This window comes from [Flexibacter] sp. ATCC 35103 (genome assembly GCF_001975985.1).
Lineage (GTDB): Bacteria > Bacteroidota > Bacteroidia > Flavobacteriales > Flavobacteriaceae > Flavobacterium.
The window spans coordinates 38715-58323 of record NZ_MTQF01000018.1 but is presented as its reverse complement, the minus strand read 5'-3'; the positions used below and the strand labels follow the sequence as shown (position 1 = coordinate 58323).

General features: G+C 36.2%; 15 protein-coding genes. 7 read left to right on the top strand and 8 right to left on the bottom strand.

Annotated features, from left to right (window positions below):
* Positions 1 to 108: 108 nt before the first annotated feature.
* The 5 genes from BXU01_RS23305 to BXU01_RS23285 form a co-directional block, all read right to left on the bottom strand.
* Entirely contained in the window at positions 109 to 939 is an 831-nt protein-coding gene (locus tag BXU01_RS23305; RefSeq protein ID WP_083696220.1) for an amidohydrolase, read from the bottom strand.
* A 2-nt stretch (positions 940 to 941) separates the two neighbouring features.
* Positions 942 to 1742: an SDR family oxidoreductase gene (locus BXU01_RS23300; protein ID WP_083696218.1), complete on the bottom strand. Its 801-nt coding sequence runs from the start codon at positions 1740 to 1742 to the stop codon at positions 942 to 944.
* Between the two features lie 91 nt (positions 1743 to 1833).
* A complete protein-coding gene (locus BXU01_RS23295; RefSeq protein WP_083696216.1) occupies positions 1834 to 2847 on the bottom strand; it encodes a zinc-binding alcohol dehydrogenase family protein in 1014 nt (337 codons plus the stop codon).
* An 18-nt stretch (positions 2848 to 2865) separates the two neighbouring features.
* Positions 2866 to 3720: a fumarylacetoacetate hydrolase family protein gene (locus tag BXU01_RS23290; RefSeq protein ID WP_083696215.1), complete on the bottom strand. Its 855-nt coding sequence runs from the start codon at positions 3718 to 3720 to the stop codon at positions 2866 to 2868.
* Between the two features lie 119 nt (positions 3721 to 3839).
* The gene (locus BXU01_RS23285; RefSeq protein ID WP_083696214.1) at positions 3840 to 4604 is read right to left on the bottom strand and encodes an SDR family NAD(P)-dependent oxidoreductase; all 765 of its coding nucleotides are present in this window, start codon (positions 4602 to 4604) and stop codon (positions 3840 to 3842) included.
* 337 nt (positions 4605 to 4941) lie between these two features.
* Here BXU01_RS23285 and BXU01_RS23280 point away from each other — a divergent pair, with 337 nt between their 5' ends.
* The 7 genes from BXU01_RS23280 to fucP all read left to right on the top strand — a co-directional run bounded on the left by BXU01_RS23280 (position 4942) and on the right by fucP (position 12806).
* Positions 4942 to 6090 carry an ABC transporter substrate-binding protein gene (locus BXU01_RS23280; protein WP_083696213.1) on the top strand — a complete coding sequence of 383 codons (1149 nt, stop codon included), beginning with the start codon at positions 4942 to 4944 and terminating at the stop codon, positions 6088 to 6090.
* A complete protein-coding gene (locus BXU01_RS23275; protein WP_083696212.1) occupies positions 6087 to 7235 on the top strand; it encodes a CaiB/BaiF CoA-transferase family protein in 1149 nt (382 codons plus the stop codon). Before BXU01_RS23280 ends, BXU01_RS23275 begins: the two co-directional genes overlap by 4 nt.
* Complete coding sequence (locus tag BXU01_RS23270) at positions 7232 to 8371, top strand: CaiB/BaiF CoA-transferase family protein (protein WP_083696211.1); 1140 nt, start codon at positions 7232 to 7234, stop codon at positions 8369 to 8371. Before BXU01_RS23275 ends, BXU01_RS23270 begins: the two co-directional genes overlap by 4 nt.
* A complete protein-coding gene (locus BXU01_RS23265) occupies positions 8371 to 9627 on the top strand; it encodes an extracellular solute-binding protein (RefSeq protein WP_083696208.1) in 1257 nt (418 codons plus the stop codon). Before BXU01_RS23270 ends, BXU01_RS23265 begins: the two co-directional genes overlap by 1 nt.
* Before the next feature lie 67 nt (positions 9628 to 9694).
* Positions 9695 to 10759: a Gfo/Idh/MocA family protein gene (locus tag BXU01_RS23260; RefSeq protein ID WP_083696205.1), complete on the top strand. Its 1065-nt coding sequence runs from the start codon at positions 9695 to 9697 to the stop codon at positions 10757 to 10759.
* A gap of 142 nt (positions 10760 to 10901) precedes the next feature.
* A complete protein-coding gene (locus BXU01_RS23255) occupies positions 10902 to 11387 on the top strand; it encodes a MaoC/PaaZ C-terminal domain-containing protein (RefSeq protein WP_255373833.1) in 486 nt (161 codons plus the stop codon).
* Between the two features lie 117 nt (positions 11388 to 11504).
* A complete protein-coding gene (gene fucP / locus BXU01_RS23250; protein ID WP_083696202.1) occupies positions 11505 to 12806 on the top strand; it encodes an L-fucose:H+ symporter permease in 1302 nt (433 codons plus the stop codon).
* 80 nt (positions 12807 to 12886) lie between these two features.
* Here the strand turns inward: fucP and BXU01_RS23245 are convergent, their stop codons facing one another.
* The 3 genes from BXU01_RS23245 to BXU01_RS23235 form a co-directional block, all read right to left on the bottom strand.
* Positions 12887 to 14386, bottom strand: coding sequence for an aminotransferase class V-fold PLP-dependent enzyme (locus BXU01_RS23245; RefSeq protein ID WP_083696200.1), 1500 nt, complete (start codon positions 14384 to 14386; stop codon positions 12887 to 12889).
* Between the two features lie 22 nt (positions 14387 to 14408).
* Positions 14409 to 16406, bottom strand: a complete 1998-nt coding sequence (locus BXU01_RS23240; RefSeq protein ID WP_083696197.1) for a cytochrome c biogenesis protein CcdA — start codon at positions 16404 to 16406, stop codon at positions 14409 to 14411.
* A gap of 355 nt (positions 16407 to 16761) precedes the next feature.
* Positions 16762 to 19548 (bottom strand): pitrilysin family protein, encoded by a 2787-nt coding sequence (locus tag BXU01_RS23235; RefSeq protein ID WP_083696194.1) that lies wholly within the window; start codon positions 19546 to 19548, stop codon positions 16762 to 16764.
* Positions 19549 to 19609: the final 61 nt, after the last annotated feature.

Here is a 19609-nt window from a genome sequence, read left to right as displayed (position 1 = left end):
GACAGCCTGTTTTTTTATTATTATTTTTTATCGTCAACGCAAACCTGACAGGTTTTAAAAACCTGTCAGGTTTAAATATCGAAATCAAAACGACATAATTGCGGTTATTTATAAATTATAAAAAGAAACCGCATTCTCAAACCAAATCTTATTTTGATCTTCTTTTGAGAATTGCTTTATATAATCTTCTAAAGTTTGTATTACTTCTGAGTAATCTGAAGCTACATTGAGAACCGGCCAGTCAGATCCGAACATTAATTTTTCTGTAGAGAAATTTTCAAAAATCACATCCAGATAAGGTTTTAGATCATCGGGTTTCCAAGTATTCCAATTGGCTTCTGTAACCATTCCGGAGATTTTACAGCTTACTTTTTCGTATTTTGAAATTTCTTCAATTCCTTTTTTCCAGGAAGCAATATCGCCTGATCTTATATCCGGTTTTGCAATATGATCGATTACAAAAGATTGATCGTGAAAATGTTGTACCAAATCTATTGCAGCAGGTAACTGGCGATGAAAAATAAGAATATCATACGTATAACTGAATTGTTTTAAAGCGAAGATTCCGTTACGAAAATCTTTCCTGAACATAAAATCATCCGCTTCTCCCTGAACAACATGACGAAATCCTTTTATCTTTTTATAAGTTGAAAAATATTCTAATCGTTCTATACTATTTTCATTTCGCAAATCAACCCAGCCAACAATCCCTTTTATAAAATCATTTTTTGATGCTAAATCTACCAGAAAATTAGTTTCCTGTTCAGACTGGCTTGCCTGAACGGCGACACAACCTGAAAACTGATTTTGTTGTAACAAAGGCAAAAGATCTTCGGGCAAAAAATCCCTTTGAATCTTTTGCATCGAATCATCAATCCAACTATCGCGAACGGGATCAAATTTCCAAAAATGCTGATGTGAATCTATACGATTACTCATCTTTATGAACTTACATCGCTAATTAAGGCACGATCCAGATGCACATAACCGCCATCTACAAAAACAAATTGCCCTGTTGTGTGCGATGAGCGATTAGAAATAATGAAAAGGCAAGTATCTGCAATTTCTTCTGTTTTGGTCATTCTGCTTTCAAACGGAATACTTTTATTGATTTTCTTTAAAACCGTGTCACCATCCGGTAAGGTTTTAATCCAGTCTTCGTATGCCGGAGTGTAACTTTCTGCAATAATAATCGCATTCGAACGAATACCAAACTGAATCAAATCAACTGCCCATTCTCTGGTTAATCCTAACACGCCGCCTTTTGCAGCAGCATAACCTGAGGTTCCGCCCTGACCTGTTAAAGCGACTTTTGAACCAATATTCAGGATATTTCCTTTTGATTCTTTTAAGTACGGAAGCGCATATTTTGTCAATAAAAAGTAGCTTACCACATTCAGTTTCAGAGAATTCATAAAATCCTCATAACTGGAGTCTAAACCAGCGCCGTCATTTACCCCTACATTATTGATTATGGCATCGATTCTGCCGTATTTTGCAACGATCTTTTTTACAGCATTTTCTATCTCAACAGGATCAGTAACATCTGTTTTGACAAATAAGGAATCTATATCTCTTTTTTGAAGTTCTTGGGCATAGTCAGATCCTCTGTCATTTCTGTCAACCAGAACCGGAATTGCACCTTCTTCTGCCAGTCTTTTTATAATCGTTTCTCCAATACTGCCTACTTTGCCCGCCGAACCCGACACGACAACTATTTTACCTTTTAAATTTAAATCCATTTTTGTGGTTATTTGAGGTTATCTAGTTAAACCCGACAGGTTTAAAAAACCTGTCGGGTTTCCTTTGATTGTAAATTCTACAGATACTAGTTTATTCTATTTCAATCAACGCTTTTATTACATTATTTTTTGGGTCAATCAGATTTCCAAAATCATTGATCATTTCAGAAAAACTTGTTCTGTGAGTAATGTATTTTTTAGGATCTATTTTTCCGTTTTTCAAACATTCCATAACATATTCAAAATCCTGAATTGTAGCATTTCTGCTGCTCATTAAAGTAGATTCCCTTTTATGAAAATCAGGATGACTAAAGCTTAATTCGCCTTTTTGAAGTCCGACCAAAACAAATCTTCCGCCATGCGAAATGTAATTAAAAGCATCATTCATCACATTTCGGTTTCCTGTTGCATCAATTACCACATTTGCCATATCACCATTGGTGATTTCAGCTAATTTTGCGGTTACATTTTCGTTTAACGGATTTATCGTCGCATCGGCATTCAATTCGTTTTTACAAAAACCCAATCGGTACTCGTTGATATCCATTACAATAACTTTTGCTCCTGCAATTTTAGCAAACTGAATCAGTCCAATACCAATTGGTCCTGCTCCCATTATCAGAACTGTATCATTGGGCCCAACAGCAGCTCTTCTTACTCCGTGTGCCGCAATTGCAAGTGGTTCAACCAATGCCAGTTGGTCATAATCTAATCCTTGACCTTGTAGTAAATATTGTTCCGGAATGGTCACATATTCGGCCATTCCACCATCAATGTGAACGCCAAAAACCTTAATATTTACACAACAATTGGTTAAGCCGTTTCTGCAGGCTACACATTTTCCGCAATTGAAATACGGGATAAAAGTCACTTTATCTCCTGGCACAAAACCTTTCGCATTTCCTTTAATGTATTCTGCAGCAAGTTCATGCCCTAAAATCCTTGGATACTCAAAATAAGGCTGAGTTCCGCCAAAAGCGTGAATATCAGTTCCGCAGATTCCAATTCTTTTTATTTTTAGTAATACTTCGCCTTCTTTCGGTTCTGGTATTTCTTTTTCTTTTAATATGAATTCCTGTGGCTTTTCACATACAATAAATTTCATCTTCAATTTTGTTTTAGATTACTTTTTGTATGCAACCGCAGTTTGTTTGCTAGTACCTAAACCTTCAATTCCAAGTTCTACAACATCACCGGCTTTTAGGTAAATTGGGTCTGGCTTAATCCCCAAACCAACTCCCGGAGGTGTTCCGGTACTAATAATATCGCCAGGAAGCAATGTCATAAACTGGCTTAAATAATGAAATAAATATGGAATTTTAAAAACCAGATTTAAGGTATTACTGTCCTGGTATTTTTTACCATTCACAGTAAGCCACATCGACAAATTATCGACATCTTTTACTTCATCTTTCGTAGCCAAAAATGGTCCAAGAGGCGCAAATGTATCGCAGCCTTTTCCTTTTGCCCATTGTCCGCCACGCTCGATTTGAAATTCTCTTTCGCTGTAATCATTTAATAAAGCATAACCTGCAACATAGTCTAAAGCTTCTGCTTCTTCAACGTAACTTGCTTTTTTACCTACAACAAATGCCAACTCTACTTCCCAATCTGTTTTTACACTATTTTTTGGTATAACTACATCATCATCAGGACCACATAAAGATGTCGTTGATTTAAAAAAGATGATAGGTTCTGTTGGGATTGGCGCGCCGGTTTCTTTGCAATGATCTACATAATTCAACCCAATACAGATTATTTTTGAAGGTCTCGCTACCGGAGATCCTAAACGTATATTTGCATCCACTTCTGGTAAATTTGGATTACTGTCTAAGGCTTTTTGTAATTTTTCAAGACCGTTTTCTTCAAAAAAACTTTCGTTAAAGTCTGAAACAATTGCCGAAACATCGTATCTTTTTTCATCTATTAAAACTCCTGGTTTTTCTTTTCCAATTTCTCCAAAACGTATTAATTTCATTTCTCTATATTTTAAATTATGTTGTATATTTTTATTTCACATTAGACCTGACAGGTTTTAAAAACCTGCCAGGTCTAAAAACTTAGCGACTCAGCAACTTAGAATCTTAGCAACTTTTCTCAGTTATTTAATTTAATAAATCCGCCGTCGATTGGGTAATCGCTTCCTGTGATAAATCCTGCTTCGTCGCTGCATAGATACAAAGCAAGAGCTGCGATTTCATCAGGTTTTCCCATTCGGCCAATAGGTTGTGATTGCGATAGTTTTTCGAACATTTCCTCTTCTTTACCGGCATAGTTTTTCGAAATAAAACCATCTACAAATGGTGTATGAACTCTCGCCGGAGAAATAGAATTACAACGAATATTTTCGCCAATATAATCCTTGGCAACAGATAAAGTCATTGCCATCACAGCTCCTTTTGCTGTAGAATAGGCAAACCTGTCCGGAATACCAACCCAAGCCGCAATAGAAGCCATATTAATGATTACGCCACCTTTTGAAAGTCGCAATTGCGGAATTGCAGCAAACAAACAATTGTAAACTCCTTTTACATTTACCTCCATTACACGATCAAAATCAGATTCCGGTGTTGTATCTACCTTACCAACATGAGCAATTCCGGCATTATTAATCAGGATATGAATATTGCCAATGGCTTCAAATGTTGCAGTGACTTCTTTTTGGTTCGCCACATTACAAGCATGTGAAAAAACATTTCCGCCTAATTTTTTGATATCTTCTACCGCATCCTGAGCACTCTCAAGTGTTAAGTCTATGATGTGAACTTCTGCACCTTGTTTGGCAAATAATGTTGCGATGGCTCTGCCAATTCCGCTGCCGCCTCCTGTTACTACAGCTTTTTTATTTTGTAATGAAAACATTTTTTATAATTATTAAGTCTTTTATTTAACATTAAACCCTAAAATTTTGCGTGTAAATTAATAAATGTAAAAAACACAATTACAAATGTAATTTTTAATCTCAATATACTGAGAAATATTTTCTTTATTTCCTTTAAAAATAATCATACTTTAATATATTATAACAATTTTTATGTCATTTGTAAAAAAATGACACCGTAGATTCATATACCGCAAAAAATCACTGTTAATAAATGAAACATTTATTGCTCAATTCAATCTTATTTCTATTTTTGTAATTGTATTTTTTACATTTATTATTTTAAGAATACAATCATCACCAATAAAACATCAAAAAATGACAATATTAAAAGGGATAACCTGGAATCATACAAGAGGTTTATTACCAATGGTTGCTACAGCACAGCGTTTTACAGAACTAAATCCAAATATTGAAATCACTTGGGAGAAAAGAAGTTTACAGGAATTTGCAGATGCATCGATTGAAGATCTTGCCAAAAGATTTGATTTATTAGTAATCGATCATCCTTGGACAGGTTTTGGAGCGCACACAAATGCAATCCTCCCACTCTCAGATCATCTTTCGAATGAATATATAAAAGATCAGGAAATAAATACAGTTGGAAAATCTTATGGGAGTTACGTTTTTAGCAATAAACTTTGGGCATTACCCATTGATGCAGCGACTCCGGTTGCAGCAGCACGACTTGATATTTTAGAAAAAAAAGGTTTAAAAGTTCCTCAGACATATGAAGATTTACTTGTTCTTGCTAAAAAAGGACTGGTTGCCTTTGCAGGAATTCCGGTTGATGTTCTTATGAGTTTTTATATGTATTGCTGTAGTTTGGGCGAAGCTCCTTTTTTGTCTGACGAAAAAGTAATATCTGTTGAAACCGGAAAAAAAGCGTTGCAACTATTCAGGGAATTATCACAGTTGGTAGATCCTGCAAATTTCAATCGAAATCCAATTCAGGTTTATGAAGCAATGGTGAATTCTAATGAAATTGCCTACTGCCCTTTTGCTTACGGATATTCTAATTATTCGAGAACAGGCTATAGTAAAAATTTACTTCATTTTTATGATTTGGTAAGTTTGAATAATAATCCAATGATTAGTTCCCTTGGCGGAACGGGATTAGCGGTTTCTTCGTTCAGCAAACATATTCCTGAAGCGATTAAATATGCCGAATTTACGGGATCGTCGCAAGTTCAGCAAAATATATTTGCTGATAATGGCGGACAGCCCGGTCATTTACAAGCCTGGAAAAGCGACCGAATCAATGCCGTAACTCACGATTATTTCAAGAATACACTGCCTGCTTTAGAACGTGCATTTTTACGCCCAAGATATTCCGGTCATATGTATTTTCAGGATCATGCTGGCGATGTTGTTCGCGATTATCTAATCAATGGCGGAAATGAAGAATTGGTTTTAGAAGTCCTGAATTCGCTTTATGCGAAATCCTTAAACCTGCAAACGACATGAGACCATTAGAAGGATTAGTTGTATTAGAATTCTGCCAGTTTTTGGCCGGTCCTTCAGCGGGATTAAAGCTGGCTGATTTAGGCGCAAGAGTCATAAAAATTGAACGTCCAATAAAAGGTGAAGCTTGCAGACAATTGAGCATCAAAGATCTTTTTGTCGATGACAGCAGTTTATTGTTTCACACCATAAATAGAAATAAAGAATCTTTTGCCGCTGATCTTAAAAATCCGGAAGATCTGATTTTGATCAAAAAACTGATCGCTCAGGCTGATATTATGACGCATAATTTCAGACCCGGCGTGATGGAAAAAATTGGTTTGGATTTTAATGAAACATTGGCAATTAATCCTAAAATAATCTACGGAACTATTACAGGTTATGGCAATATTGGTCCGTGGGCAAAAAAACCCGGACAGGATTTATTACTGCAATCTTTATCAGGATTGAGTTGGTTAAGCGGTCGAAAAAGTCAGGAACCAGTTCCGTTTGGTCTGGCTGTAGCCGATTTAATGTGCGGAAATCATTTCGTTCAGGGAATTTTAGCTGCATTGCTTAAAAGAGCCAAAACCGGAAAAGGTGTTTTGGTCGAAGTAAGTTTACTCGAATCGGTTTTGGATGTGCAATTTGAAGCCATTACTTCTTTCTTAAATGATGGCGGGAAATTGCCTGAAAGAGGCGATGTAAAAGGAAGTGCGCACGCTTTTTTAAGTGCTCCGTACGGTGTTTATCAAACCCAAGACGGCTATATTTCCTTAGCAATGGGTGATTTACTTTTTATAGGAAACACACTTGGAGTTGATCTAAATGCATATGCAGTAAAGTCTCTTTGGTTTGAAAAGAGAGATGAAATCAGAACAATATTAGCTGATAAATTGCTTACCAAAACGGCAGATATCTGGATCGAAATACTGCAAAAAGAAGGAATCTGGTGCGGAAAAGTTTTCAATTATGAAGAACTCGACAATCAGCCTTTTGTAAAAGAATTGCAACTGAAACAAACCGTTAAAAATTCTGATGGAGAAACTTTGGTTACAACCCGAAATCCGATTCAGCTTGACGGAAAAATTTTAACCAGTATAAAAGCCGCTCCTAAAGTTGGAGAAGATAATCAAAACATACACGAACAATTTTTAAGCAACGCATGAAACCATTAGAAGATTATTTAATAGTAGATTTTAGCCAGTTTCTTTCTGGTCCGTCAGCGAGTTTAAGATTAGCTGATTTGGGCGCGCGTGTTATAAAAATTGAGAAACCGGGAACGGGCGATATCTGCAGGACTTTATATACATCTGATTTGATTATGAATGGCGAATCATCAGTATTTCATACGATTAACAGAAACAAAGAATCATTTTCAATTGATTTTAAGCAACCTGATGAACTTGAAAAATTAAAAAAATTATTGGCAAAAGCCGATGTTGTGATGCATAATTTCAGACCCGGAGTTATGGAGCGCATCGGTTTGAGTTATGAAGCTGTAAAAGCTATAAATCCTACGGTGGTTTATGCATCGATTTCCGGTTTTGGCGATCATCCGGATTTAAAGGATTTACCTGGACAAGATTTATTACTGCAATCCCTAACAGCGTTGACATGGTTAAGCGGCAATCAGGACGATGGTCCGGTACCAATGGGTTTATCAATTGTCGATATGTTGGCAGGTGCACATTTGGCGCAGGGAATTTTAGCAGCATTATATCGAAAAGCGACGCATACTATTGGCGCTTCGGTTCAGGTGAGTATGTTAGAATCGGCTTTCGATTTTCAGTTTGAAACGATTACAACTTATTTTAATGATGGCGGAGAATTGCCCGTTCGAACCAAAACCAATAATGCTCATGCGTATTTGGGCGCACCATACGGAATTTACAAAACCAAAAACGGTTATCTGGCTCTGGCAATGGGATCTATTCCGGTTTTGGCTTCGCTTTTAAAATGTGATGCCCTTTTGGCATATCCGGAAAATAAATTCAATTTACGAGATGAAATCAAGAATATTCTCGCTTTGCATTTGCAAACTGAAAATACTGATTTTTGGTTGAACATTTTAGAACCCGCAGACATTTGGTGTGCCGCAGTTTTAAATTATCAGCAGCTTTTTGCCGAAGAAGGTTTTAAGGTATTGGATTTTATGCAGGAAGTTCAAATGATCGATGGTTACTCGTATAAAACTACCAGATGCCCAATTAAAATAGACGGTGAATATTTTACTTCAGATAAAGGTTCTCCAAAATTAGGACAGGATAACGAGAAGATTATTAAAGAATTTATACTAATCTAATGGAAAAAATAAGAATAGCTGTCCGCAAATTTGATCCTTTCGAAAATACGCTGCAAAAGCTATGGGATTTATTTTGCCTGAAATATAATATTGCTGTCGAGGCAGAAATGGTTCCGCTGGAATTACATGATCTTTATGAAGAAACAATTACTAATAAAGGTTTAAAAAATGGCAAATGGGATATTGCACATATTAATACGGATTGGATATTTGACGCTGTAAACGAAAAAGCAGTGCTGGATTTAACCTCTCTTATCAATCAAAATCCTCCGCAGGATTATCCTGAAGGATGGCATAATTCGTTATTGCATTTACAGCAAATAAAAAGCGGCACTTATGGTTTGCCTTTTCATGACGGACCTGAATGTTTGATTTTCAGAACCGATTTATTTGAAGATAATAACGAGAAAGAAAACTTTAAAAAGCAATTTGGTTATGAATTAAATCCTCCAAAAACATGGAAACAATTTGTACAAATAGCTGAGTTTTTTAATCGTCCGGAAGAAAATCTTTATGGTTGCGTTTTTGCCAATTTTCCAGACGGACACAATATGGTTTTTGATTTTTGCCTGCAATTATGGACTCGCGGCGGGTTATTATTAAACGATCAAAATCAAATTAATATCAATCATAATCCCGCAATTGAAGCTTTAGATTTTTACAGAGCGATTGTAAACAATAAAAATGCAATTCATCCAAAATCGAAAATTTTTGGTTCTGTAGAAGCAGGAATAGCTTTCGCCGAAGGACAGGCTGCAATGGCAATCAATTGGTTTGGATTTGCTTCGATGTGCGAAGTGATCGATGAATCGAAAGTAAAAGGGAAAGTCGATATTGCGGAACTTCCTTCTGATCCCAATCATAAAACGGCTTCCCTTAATGTTTATTGGCTATATACCATTGGCATAGGAAGCAAAAATAAAACGCTGGCTTATGATTTTTTACGATTTGCAACGAGTGTAAAAAGCGACAAACTATTAACAAAAGAAGGCGGAATTGGTTGTAGAAAATCGACCTGGAATGATCCTGAAATCAATGAAATTATTCCGTTTTATCACAAACTCGAAATGCTGCACGAAAATGCTTTGACTTTGCCCCAGACTCCAATCTGGCCTAAAGTAGCAGTATTAATAGATCAAATGGTTTTAAAGGCGATTGAAAGCAATATTACGTCTGAAAAACTAATCGAAGAGACTCAAAATGAGATTGAAAAATTAACGAGTTTAACCTTTCCAGGCAACTTTGTCAAAGTTTAAACCACGATGAGAGAAAACTTAGCAACTTAGCCACTAAGAAGCTTAAAAAACCTTTAAATTAAAACATATGAATATTCCATATAAACCTAAATTACCGGAAACCAACCAACCCATTATTATTATCGGCGCAAGCGGTATTGTAAAAGATGCTCATTTGCCTGCTTATGAAATGGCTGGTTTTGAAGTTTTTGGGATTACAAACAGAACGATTTCGAAAGCACATGATCTGGCAAAACAATTTAAAATTGCACATGTTTTTGAAAACGTGGCTGATGCGGTAAAAAATGCACCATCAAATGCTGTTTATGATATTACGGTCCTACCCGACCAATACATCGAAATTCTGGAACAATTGCCTGACGGAGCCGCAGTGCTGATTCAGAAACCTATGGGAAATGATCTTGATCAGGCACGTGAAATTGTTGCCGTTTGTGAGCGTAAAAATCTGGTTGCGGCAATTAATTTTCAATTGCGTTTTGCCTCTTTTGTAAGCGCTGCCCGCTATATAATCGATCAGGGAATTATTGGAGATTTGTATGATTTTGAATTTAAAGTTACGGTAAACACACCATGGGAATTATTTCCGCTAATTAAGGAACACCCCAGATTAGAAATTCTTTTTCATAGTGTTCACTATATCGATTGCATCAGGTCATTTTTAGGAAATCCGAAAAGTGTGATGGCAAAAACAGCGAAACATCCGCTAAAAAAATTATCCTCTTGCCGTTCTACAATCATTTTAGATTATGGAGAAGACAAACATGTTGTAATCAATACGAATCACGATCATCATTTTGGACCTAAACACGAGGAAAGCTACATTAAATGGGAAGGAACAAAAGGCGCTATCAAAGCTAAAATGGGTTTATTAATGAATTATCCTGATGGTTTGCCGGATGAATTTGAATATGCTTTACCCAACGAAAAAGGCGAATATGAATGGCAAAAAATCGAACTCGAAGGTTCGTGGTTTCCCGAAGCTTTTATAGGAACAATGTCAAACCTAATGCGTTTTAAGGAAGGTTCCGACACTAAATTACTGGCAAGTATTCAGGACGTTCTCGACACGATGAAAGTAGTCGAAGCCTGTTACATCAGCAACAAAAACGGAGGGGTTTCTCTTGAAAACTAATTTGAACCATATAAGTGATATAAGTTCATTTAAATTGGTTTGTGCTGAGAAAGTTTTAACTCATATAAGCAGTATTAAAAAGAAAAAATAATAAATCATATAAAATTTATAAGTTCAGATAAGCTCAACACAAAGTAATTAAATGAACTTATATTACTTATATGGTAAAAACAAAAAAACGATGTATTTCAAATCAACATTTTTCGAAGAGTACCAAATTGGCGATAAACGCGTGACTTTTGGCAGAACAATTACCGAAACCGATTTTGTTGTTCATGCCGGACATACGGGAGATTTTTTTCCGCATCATATGGATGAGGAATGGTGCAAAACACAACCTTTTGGGCAACGCATTGCACACGGAACAATGGTTTTTAGTATCGGAATTGGTTTAACAGCCTCAGAAATTAATCCTGAAGCGTTTTCTAAAGGTTATGACCGAATGCGATTTGTAAAACCGGTTCATATTGGCGATACCATTCATTCTGAAATCACCATCTCAGAAAAAGGCGAAGCCAAAAAACCAGATATGGGAACTGTAACAGAACACGTAGAAATCATCAATCAAAGAGGTGAAGTAGTTTTAGTCTGCGATCACTTACTCTTAGTCAAGAAAAATATTTTTTAAGGTATAAAGGACCAAAGGTTCAAAGGAACATAGGTTTCCTGACTTTGAACCCAAAACCTTTGAGCCTCTGCACCTCAGTCACTTTGAACCTTTTAAAAACTATCAACCAAAAAACTCATGCAAATAACCAACCAAACCAGCGATCAACACGAAGTCGCTCCCGAAACAGGCTCAAGCAAAAAATACCTTTTGCCCTTTATATTAATCACCAGTTTATTTTTCCTGTGGGGAATGGCGCATGGTCTTGACGGAATTTTGATTCCGCATTTAAAGAAAGCATGCCAGCTCAACAACAGACAATCTACATTAATCGATACGTCGATCTTTTTTGCCTATTTTATAATGGCTATTCCGGCGGGAATTATCATTAAAAAAATTGGTTATAAAAACAGTATTATTACTGGTTTATTGGTCTTTGCGGCGGGAGCATTTTTATTTGTACCGGCAGCAAATACCAGAACCTATGAGCTTTTTTTACTGGCATTATTTATTATTGGCTGCGGATTAACAATTCTTGAAACGAGCGCTAATCCGTATGCAGCAATTTTAGGTCCTCCGGAATCTTCTTCGACAAGATTGAATTTAGCCGCTTCTTTTAATGGTTTGGCTGTAACTCTGGCTCCTTTACTTGGAGGAGTTTTTATACTTTCGGGCGTTAATCATACGCCGGAGCAATTAGCTTCAATGCCTGATGCTACAAGAGCTGCTTATTTATTGGAGGAAGCCTCGACTGTAAAATTGCCTTATATTATTCTGGGAAGCATATTGGTTTTAGTAGCAGTTGTATTTTATTTTATGCACTTGCCTTCTATGAAATCCCAGCAAACTGAAAATGAAGCAAAACCCGGATTTTTTTCTGTCCTGAAATTTTCGCATTTAAGCTGGGCTGTTGTGGCACAATTTTTTTATGTTGGTGCACAAGTTTGCATCACCAGTTTTTTTGTACGAATAGCACAAAAAGAAGCTGGATTAGATGAAAAAACTGCGGCTTATTATCTTGGTATTTATGGCTTTTTGTTTATGATGGGACGATTTAGCGGAACCTTTTTTCTAAAATTTGTTAAGGATTACATTTTGCTTTCTATCTATTGTATCATCAGCGTTTTGCTTTGTTTAGTAGCAATTTACGGATCCGGTATTTATATTATTTATGCGCTTGGCGGAATCGGATTTTTTATGTCGATTATGTTTCCTACGATCTTTTCATTAGGATTAACAGGTTTAAAATCGAATACAGAAACAGGTTCTTCGTGGTTGGTTATGTCAATTGTTGGCGGCGCAATACTTCCGTACGGAATGGGAACTTTGATCGATATGAAACATGATGATATTCAATCCGGATATATTATTCCGTTGTTGTGTTTTGTTATTATTTTATCTTTTGGTTTGTACGGGCACAAAGTAAAGGCTGCGAAATAATTTCATTTTAAAAAATAAAAAAAGGTTTGAATCAGATAATTTTGATTCAAACCTTTTTTATTATAATTTGGTTTAGAAACTTAGTCCAGACAAAACCATTCTTTCACATCTTCGGCAATTGTTTCTTTGTTTACAATGCTTTCAAACTCATTATTTATTGGATTATAACGATAAGCTTCCTGCCATTTTTCGTAGTTCAAAGCTACTTTTTGTATCGCATCACAAATAAACAATAATTCCTGGGTTGTCATTGTGGGATGAAGTGAAACCCGAACCCAGCCTGGCTTATTGCTTAGGTTTTTATCCAGAATTTCGTTTGTCATCTCGATTGATTGTTTTTCATTAATATCAAACAAATAATGTGCATATGTACTTGCACAGGACCATCCGCCACGAACCTGAATCCCGAAACGATCGTTTAAAAGTCTGACAATTAAATTATAATGAATATTTTCAATCGTAAAAGAAACACAGCCAATTCTCTCCGTATTTAAATCTCCTAAAATAGATAAGCCTTTTATTTTTTGAAGTTCAGAAAAACAAATTTCAAGCAATTCATTTTCTCTGTTTTTCATGTTTTCGATTCCCATTTGGTTTTTCAGTTCCAGACATAAAGCTGTTCGCATGACTTGTAAAAAACCCGGAGTTCCGCCATCTTCTTTTACTTCTATAGCATCGCTGTAATGGTAACCTCCCCAGGGATTCGTACATTTTACATTTCCTCCGCCGGGATTATCGGGAAAGTTTGATTGGTATAATTTTTCATTAAAAACCAAAATTCCACACGTTCCCGGACCTCCAAGAAATTTATGAGGCGAAAAGAAAATTGCATCCAATTGTTCTTCAGGATCTTCAGGATGCATATTTATAGCAAGATAAGGCGCTGAAGCTGCAAAATCTACAAAACATAGCCCATTATTTTGATGCATGATTTTAGCCAGTTTATGATATGGCGTAATGATTCCGTTTACATTGGAACATGCTGTAAACGAGCCAATCTTCAAAGCTCTGTTTGCATATTTTTTAAGCTCTTCTGACAATATTTGGGGATCAGCCAGATTATTTTCATCGGGAGTTAAAACCACCACATCTGCAATGGTTTCATACCACGGAACCTGATTAGAGTGATGCTCCATATGTGTGATAAAAACCACTGGTCTTTGATTATCAAAATTTGGTTTTATATTGTAAATATTATCTTTTGATCGCAAACCCATAATGCGCTGCAACTTCGATAAAGCGGCTGTCATTCCGGTTCCGGTTGCTACAAGGCAATCGTGCTCATTTGCATTCACGTGTTTTTTAATCAGGTCGCGTGCATGCTGATACGCATAAGTTGAAGCTTTACCGGTTTGGCTTGAAAACGAATGGGTGTTGGCAATCATTGGCCCAATTTTAGAAAGCATAATATCTTCTAAAGGAGCATATAATCTTCCGCTGGCAATCCAATCTGCATATATTAGTTTTTGTTTCCCGTATGTGGATTCGAAACTGTGATTTACCCCAATAGTATTTCCCCTGAACTTAGAAAAATAGCGTTCTAATTGTGTCGGTTCCGTTTTATTCAGAATAGCATTCATTATTTTATCTTTTAAAAACAGCTTATTTTTTGAAATTTTTGATTCCTGTATTCAACCAGTCATAATAGTTTTCGATATCAGGATTATATGCTGAAGGTTGGGTTAAATTATTGCTGTTATGATCTACAATTACATAAAATGGCTGTGCGTTTGCCTTATAGGTTTTAATCTGTAAATCGCTCCACTTATTACCAATTGTTTTGATTTTTTTGCCAGTGGTTTCAGAGATATATTGTTCACTTTCAGGCAATTCTTTTTTATCATCAACATAAAGCGAAATCAAAACCAAATCATTTTTTAAAACTCCTAAAATCTTAGCATCTGACCAGACCAGTTCTTCCATTTTTCTGCAATTTACACAGGCATATCCTGTAAAATCTAATAAAATTGGTTTTCCAGCCTTTTTAGCGAATTCCATTCCTTTTTGATAATCATGAAAAGTAATGATATTCTGCGGGCCAAATTCTGCTCCTTCTGGCAAAATTGTTTTGCTTTGAGCTGAATTTCCAGAAACTCCAAATCCGTCCGGTGATTCGCTGTAATGCATTGGTGGCGGGAATCCGCTGATTAATTTTAGAGGAGCACCAAAAAGTCCCGGAATCAGATAAATTGTAAAACTCAGAACGAGCAAGCCAAAAATCAATCGTCCAACCGAAATATTATGTAGAGGTGAATCGTGCGGCAAGGTAATTTTTCCAAATAAATAAAGTGCTAAAACAGCAAAAACAGCAATCCAGATGGTTAAGAAAACTTCTCTTTCGAGCCAATGCAATTGCAAAACCAGATCAGCATTAGATAAAAATTTGAAAGCTAAAGCCAATTCCAGAAAGCCTAAAACTACTTTTACAGTATTAAGCCATCCACCTGATTTTGGCAGCGCATTCAGCCAACCCGGAAAAGCAGCAAATAACGAGAATGGCAATGCAATAGCAATCGAAAATCCTAACATTCCCACAATTGGGGCAATCCCGCCTTTTGAAGCTGCTTCTACCAATAAAGTTCCTACAATAGGTCCGGTACAAGAAAACGATACAATGGCTAAGGCCAAAGCCATAAAGAAAATCCCAATTAGTCCTCCTCTATCCGCTTGCGAATCGACTTTATTGGCAAGGGAATTTGGAAGCATAATTTCGAAAGCCCCTAAAAAAGAACAAGCAAAAACGACCAGTAAAATAAAGAATATCAGGTTGAACCAAACATTTGTAGAAAGTGCATTCAGGGAATCTGCACCAAAAACAGCGGTTACAATCGAGCCTAATAAAACGTAGATAATCACGATCGAAAAGCCATAAATCAAAGCGTTTTTGATCCCCGCTGCTTTGGTTTTGCTTTGTTTGGTAAAATAACTCACGGTCATTGGGATCATCGGGAAAACACAAGGCGTTAGCAAAGCCGCAAAACCGGATAAAAAAGCGATTATAAAAATGCTTATTAATCCTCTTGATTTATTTTTTTCAGGATGATTTACAACTGCTTTTTCTGTTGCTTTTTCTGCTGATTTATCTTCAGTTTGTACGGAATCACTTTTAGTTAAATCAGTAGTTACTTCGGCAGAAGCCAACTTTTTGGCACTCGGGATCTTAAAGGATAATTCTTCAGATGATGGCGGTAAGCAATTGCTGTCATCGCAAACCATGAATTCTACTTCGGCAGCAATATTCACAATTTCATCTGAAGTAAATTTTATTTTTTGTGTAAAAACAGCTTTGTCTTCAAAATATTTAATTTTCATATCGAAGATTTTATCGACGGTTTCGTGTCCTTTGTCTTCTGTTGTTTTTCCGATTAACTCGAATTTTTTTTGAGCGTTTTTAAACGTAAAAGCGGTTGGCGATGGTCCGCCTTCTTCAATATATTGTCCGTATAAATGCCATCCTGATTGTATTACGGCCTGGGCTTTTAGTATATATTCTTTATCTGCTGTTTTTTCGACAGTTGTTGTCCATTTTACCGGATTGTACATTTGTCCAAATATGCTGCAGCTTAACAGCAGCATAAAGGTTATTATGGTGTTTTTCATTTGGTTTTTGAGTTTGATTTTTGAAAAAAAAGAGCTGTTGGCAAACAGCTCTTTTACGGTCTTTCTTAGAAAATTGCTTACTAATTCAGTTTCTAATATGAAAAAAATGAAAGACTACTATTAAAATTTTTTGTTTCAGGTTTCAGGTTTCAGGTTTGGATTGCGGTAACTTTGTCAAGGTTTAGAACTTTTCTTAAAGTTTACCTATTGAGTCAATAATCGCAATCATTGTCATTTCGAAGAACGGGAAATCTTCGTAAGAAACTAACGCAAAGTATTTCCTAAATTATGGAGCTACTTGCGGAGATTTCTCGTTCCTCGAAATGACAAAAAATTGCCTGAATTTTACCTTCTCTTATTGCAAAGGCTTTCCATCTTTATCCAGTGAACCTGATTTAATGAAAATCATCTTATCTGGCTGAATGTATTTTTTGATGGCATCATTCACTTGTTGTAAGGTTACTTTTTCGATATCTTTAGGATATTGTTCGATGTAATTAGGTTCTAAACCTCTTTCTATAAAACTCAAAATTGTTCTTGCCATTCCGTTTGTGGTCGACATTCCAACTTTAAAGCTTCCTATCAAATTGGTTTTCTTGTTTTCGAGTTCTTCTGTGGTAATCCCGTCTTTTACCCATTTATCGATCTGAACCATTGTGGCGTCTAATCCTTTTTGAAACAAAGTTGGATTAAATGAAGCATTTACCACCCAGTATCCGCCAGTGTAGATATTTCCTCCCATTCCGGATGAAATACTGTAGGTTAAACCATCATTATCACGAACGGTTTGCATCAAACGTCCGGCAAAACCGGCGCCTAAAGTATAATTGGCAATGTAAAACGGAATATAATCGGCATCGGCTCTCTTTAAACCTGTGTATTGACCAATGAATAATTCGGCACTTGGTTTTTCAGCAATTGTAATGACTTCTGTTTTTGAAGGTGATTTTACGGCTTCTTCAAACTTCATATTTTCTACAACTCCGCCATTCCAGTTTTTGAATGATTTTTTTAATGCTGCATTTAAATTCGCTCCTTCTGTATCTCCCACAATTACCAAATGCATGGATACGGGACCAAAATATTTTTTATGAAAAGCTTTCACTTCCTCTAATGTTGCATTTTTAATATTAGCGATGTTATCTTCTGCGCTTAAACTATAATTAGGATTTGCTTTAGGATAAATAGCTTGTGACAAAGCGATGTTTCCTCTACTGCCCGGATCGTTTAAACTTTGTTGTATGTTGCCTGTAAATTGCTGTTTTAAGTTCTCGAATTCTTTTGCATCAAACAACGGGTTTCTTAATTCTTCTGCCAGTAAGGTAATAACCTGATCCAGATCTTTTTTCAGACATTTAAATCCAATATTTATTTTAAAAGTTGAGGCATTTACGTTTAGGTTTACGCCTAATTTTTGCAATTTTTCCGAAAATTTAAACTTGTCATTCAGCGTTGTTCCTTTTGATAACATAGTTGCTGTCAGGGACGGAATCATGGTGTTTTTTGTTTCGTTTGCATAGTTTCCTAATGAAATACTAGCTGAAACTGTCACAAAATCTTTAGCCGAAGTTTTAACCGAAACAACATCAATTCCTGCTACTTTTTCTCTTTTATATGCCGACGGTGTTTTTTCGATCTGATTTTCTACTGCAATTTCTGTTGGGTTATTTATTTGTCCTGATAAAACGTTGGCAGATTCTTCCTCATTATGTGCGTGTTTGGGATCTCGGTAATAAAAAGGTCCGTTTTGTGACATAAAATTATTGGCTTGAGCCGAATCTTTATTTTGCGCTCCTGCTTGTTTCGGAATAAAATATGCGGTTGTGCTCTGATCTTCGACTAAATATTTCTGTGCTACACGCAAAACATCTGCGGGAGTAACTTTTTTTAATCTGTCAACTCCTGTTATATAATCTGTCCAGTCACCGGCTGCAATAGCCTCGTTGAGTTCTGATGCAATAACTCCTGAACCGTCGCGGGCTAAAATAGTCTGTGCGCTAATTTTTGCCACAACTCGATTTACCTCATCCTGAGTAACGCCATCTTTCTGGATTTTAGCGACAACTTCGCTTATTTTAGCATCAATATCTTCGTGTTTTGAGGTTGTTGGAAAACCAACTCCAATAGTAAAAAGTCCCACTTCTTTAAAGTTTGTTGCACTTGCAAATGTGTAAATTCCAAGACGTGTATCTACAAACGTTTTGTTTAATATCGCTGATGGCCCTGAACCTATGATTTCTCCTAAAATATTCAACGCCGGCAAATCTTCGTGTAAAGCTCCGGGAATTTTATAGGCTTTATTTACAACGCCCAGTTCTCCCGGTTTTTTTACTACAATTTTACGAGGTCCGTATTGTTGTGGTTCTTCGGTATAAGGCTGCGGCATTGCGTTTGGCGCTTTTGTAATTTTACCAAAATATTGCTCGATTAATTCGAATACATTCTCTTTTTTAAAATCTCCAATAATGGTTAAAGTTGCATTATCCGGCCAATAATAGGTATTGTAAAAATTGCGTAATACTTCGATTGGTGCTTTCTCAATATCAGATTTCCAACCAATTGTAGAATGATGATAAGGATGTGCAATATATGCCGAAGCCCAGATTTCTTTTTCCAGTAAACTATTCGGGTCATTTTCGCCACGTTCGAATTCGTTACGAACTACGGTCATTTCAGCTTCTTTATCTTCTTTTAATAATAAAGAGTTTCGCATTCTGTCAGCTTCAATCTGGAGTGCCAATGCGATTTTATCACTTGGTAAGGTTTCAAAATAATTCGTTCGGTCATACCAGGTTGTCGCATTCAATTGTGCTCCGGTATTTTGAAGAACATCTGTAATTGTTTTTCCGTTTTTCTTATTGAAAGTTGGTGTTCCTTTAAACATTAAATGTTCTAAAAGATGCGTTGATCCGGTGTTTCCTAAAACTTCATGTTTAGAACCTACGCGATACACAATTTGTACGGTTGCAACGGGTGAAGCATTGTCCTGCAAAAGCAAAACATTCATACCGTTTGGCTGATACAAATACTCTTCGATACCACCTAACTCTTTTATCTTCTTAAAGTTAACGGATTTATTCTGTGCTGAAACAAGTGTACAGAATGCTAATGAGCAATAGCTCAACATGATATACTTTTTCATTTTTTGTGATTTTATTTTTTATAGTGTTCAGTTTGCAGTATTCAGTTTGCAGTCGCAGTTT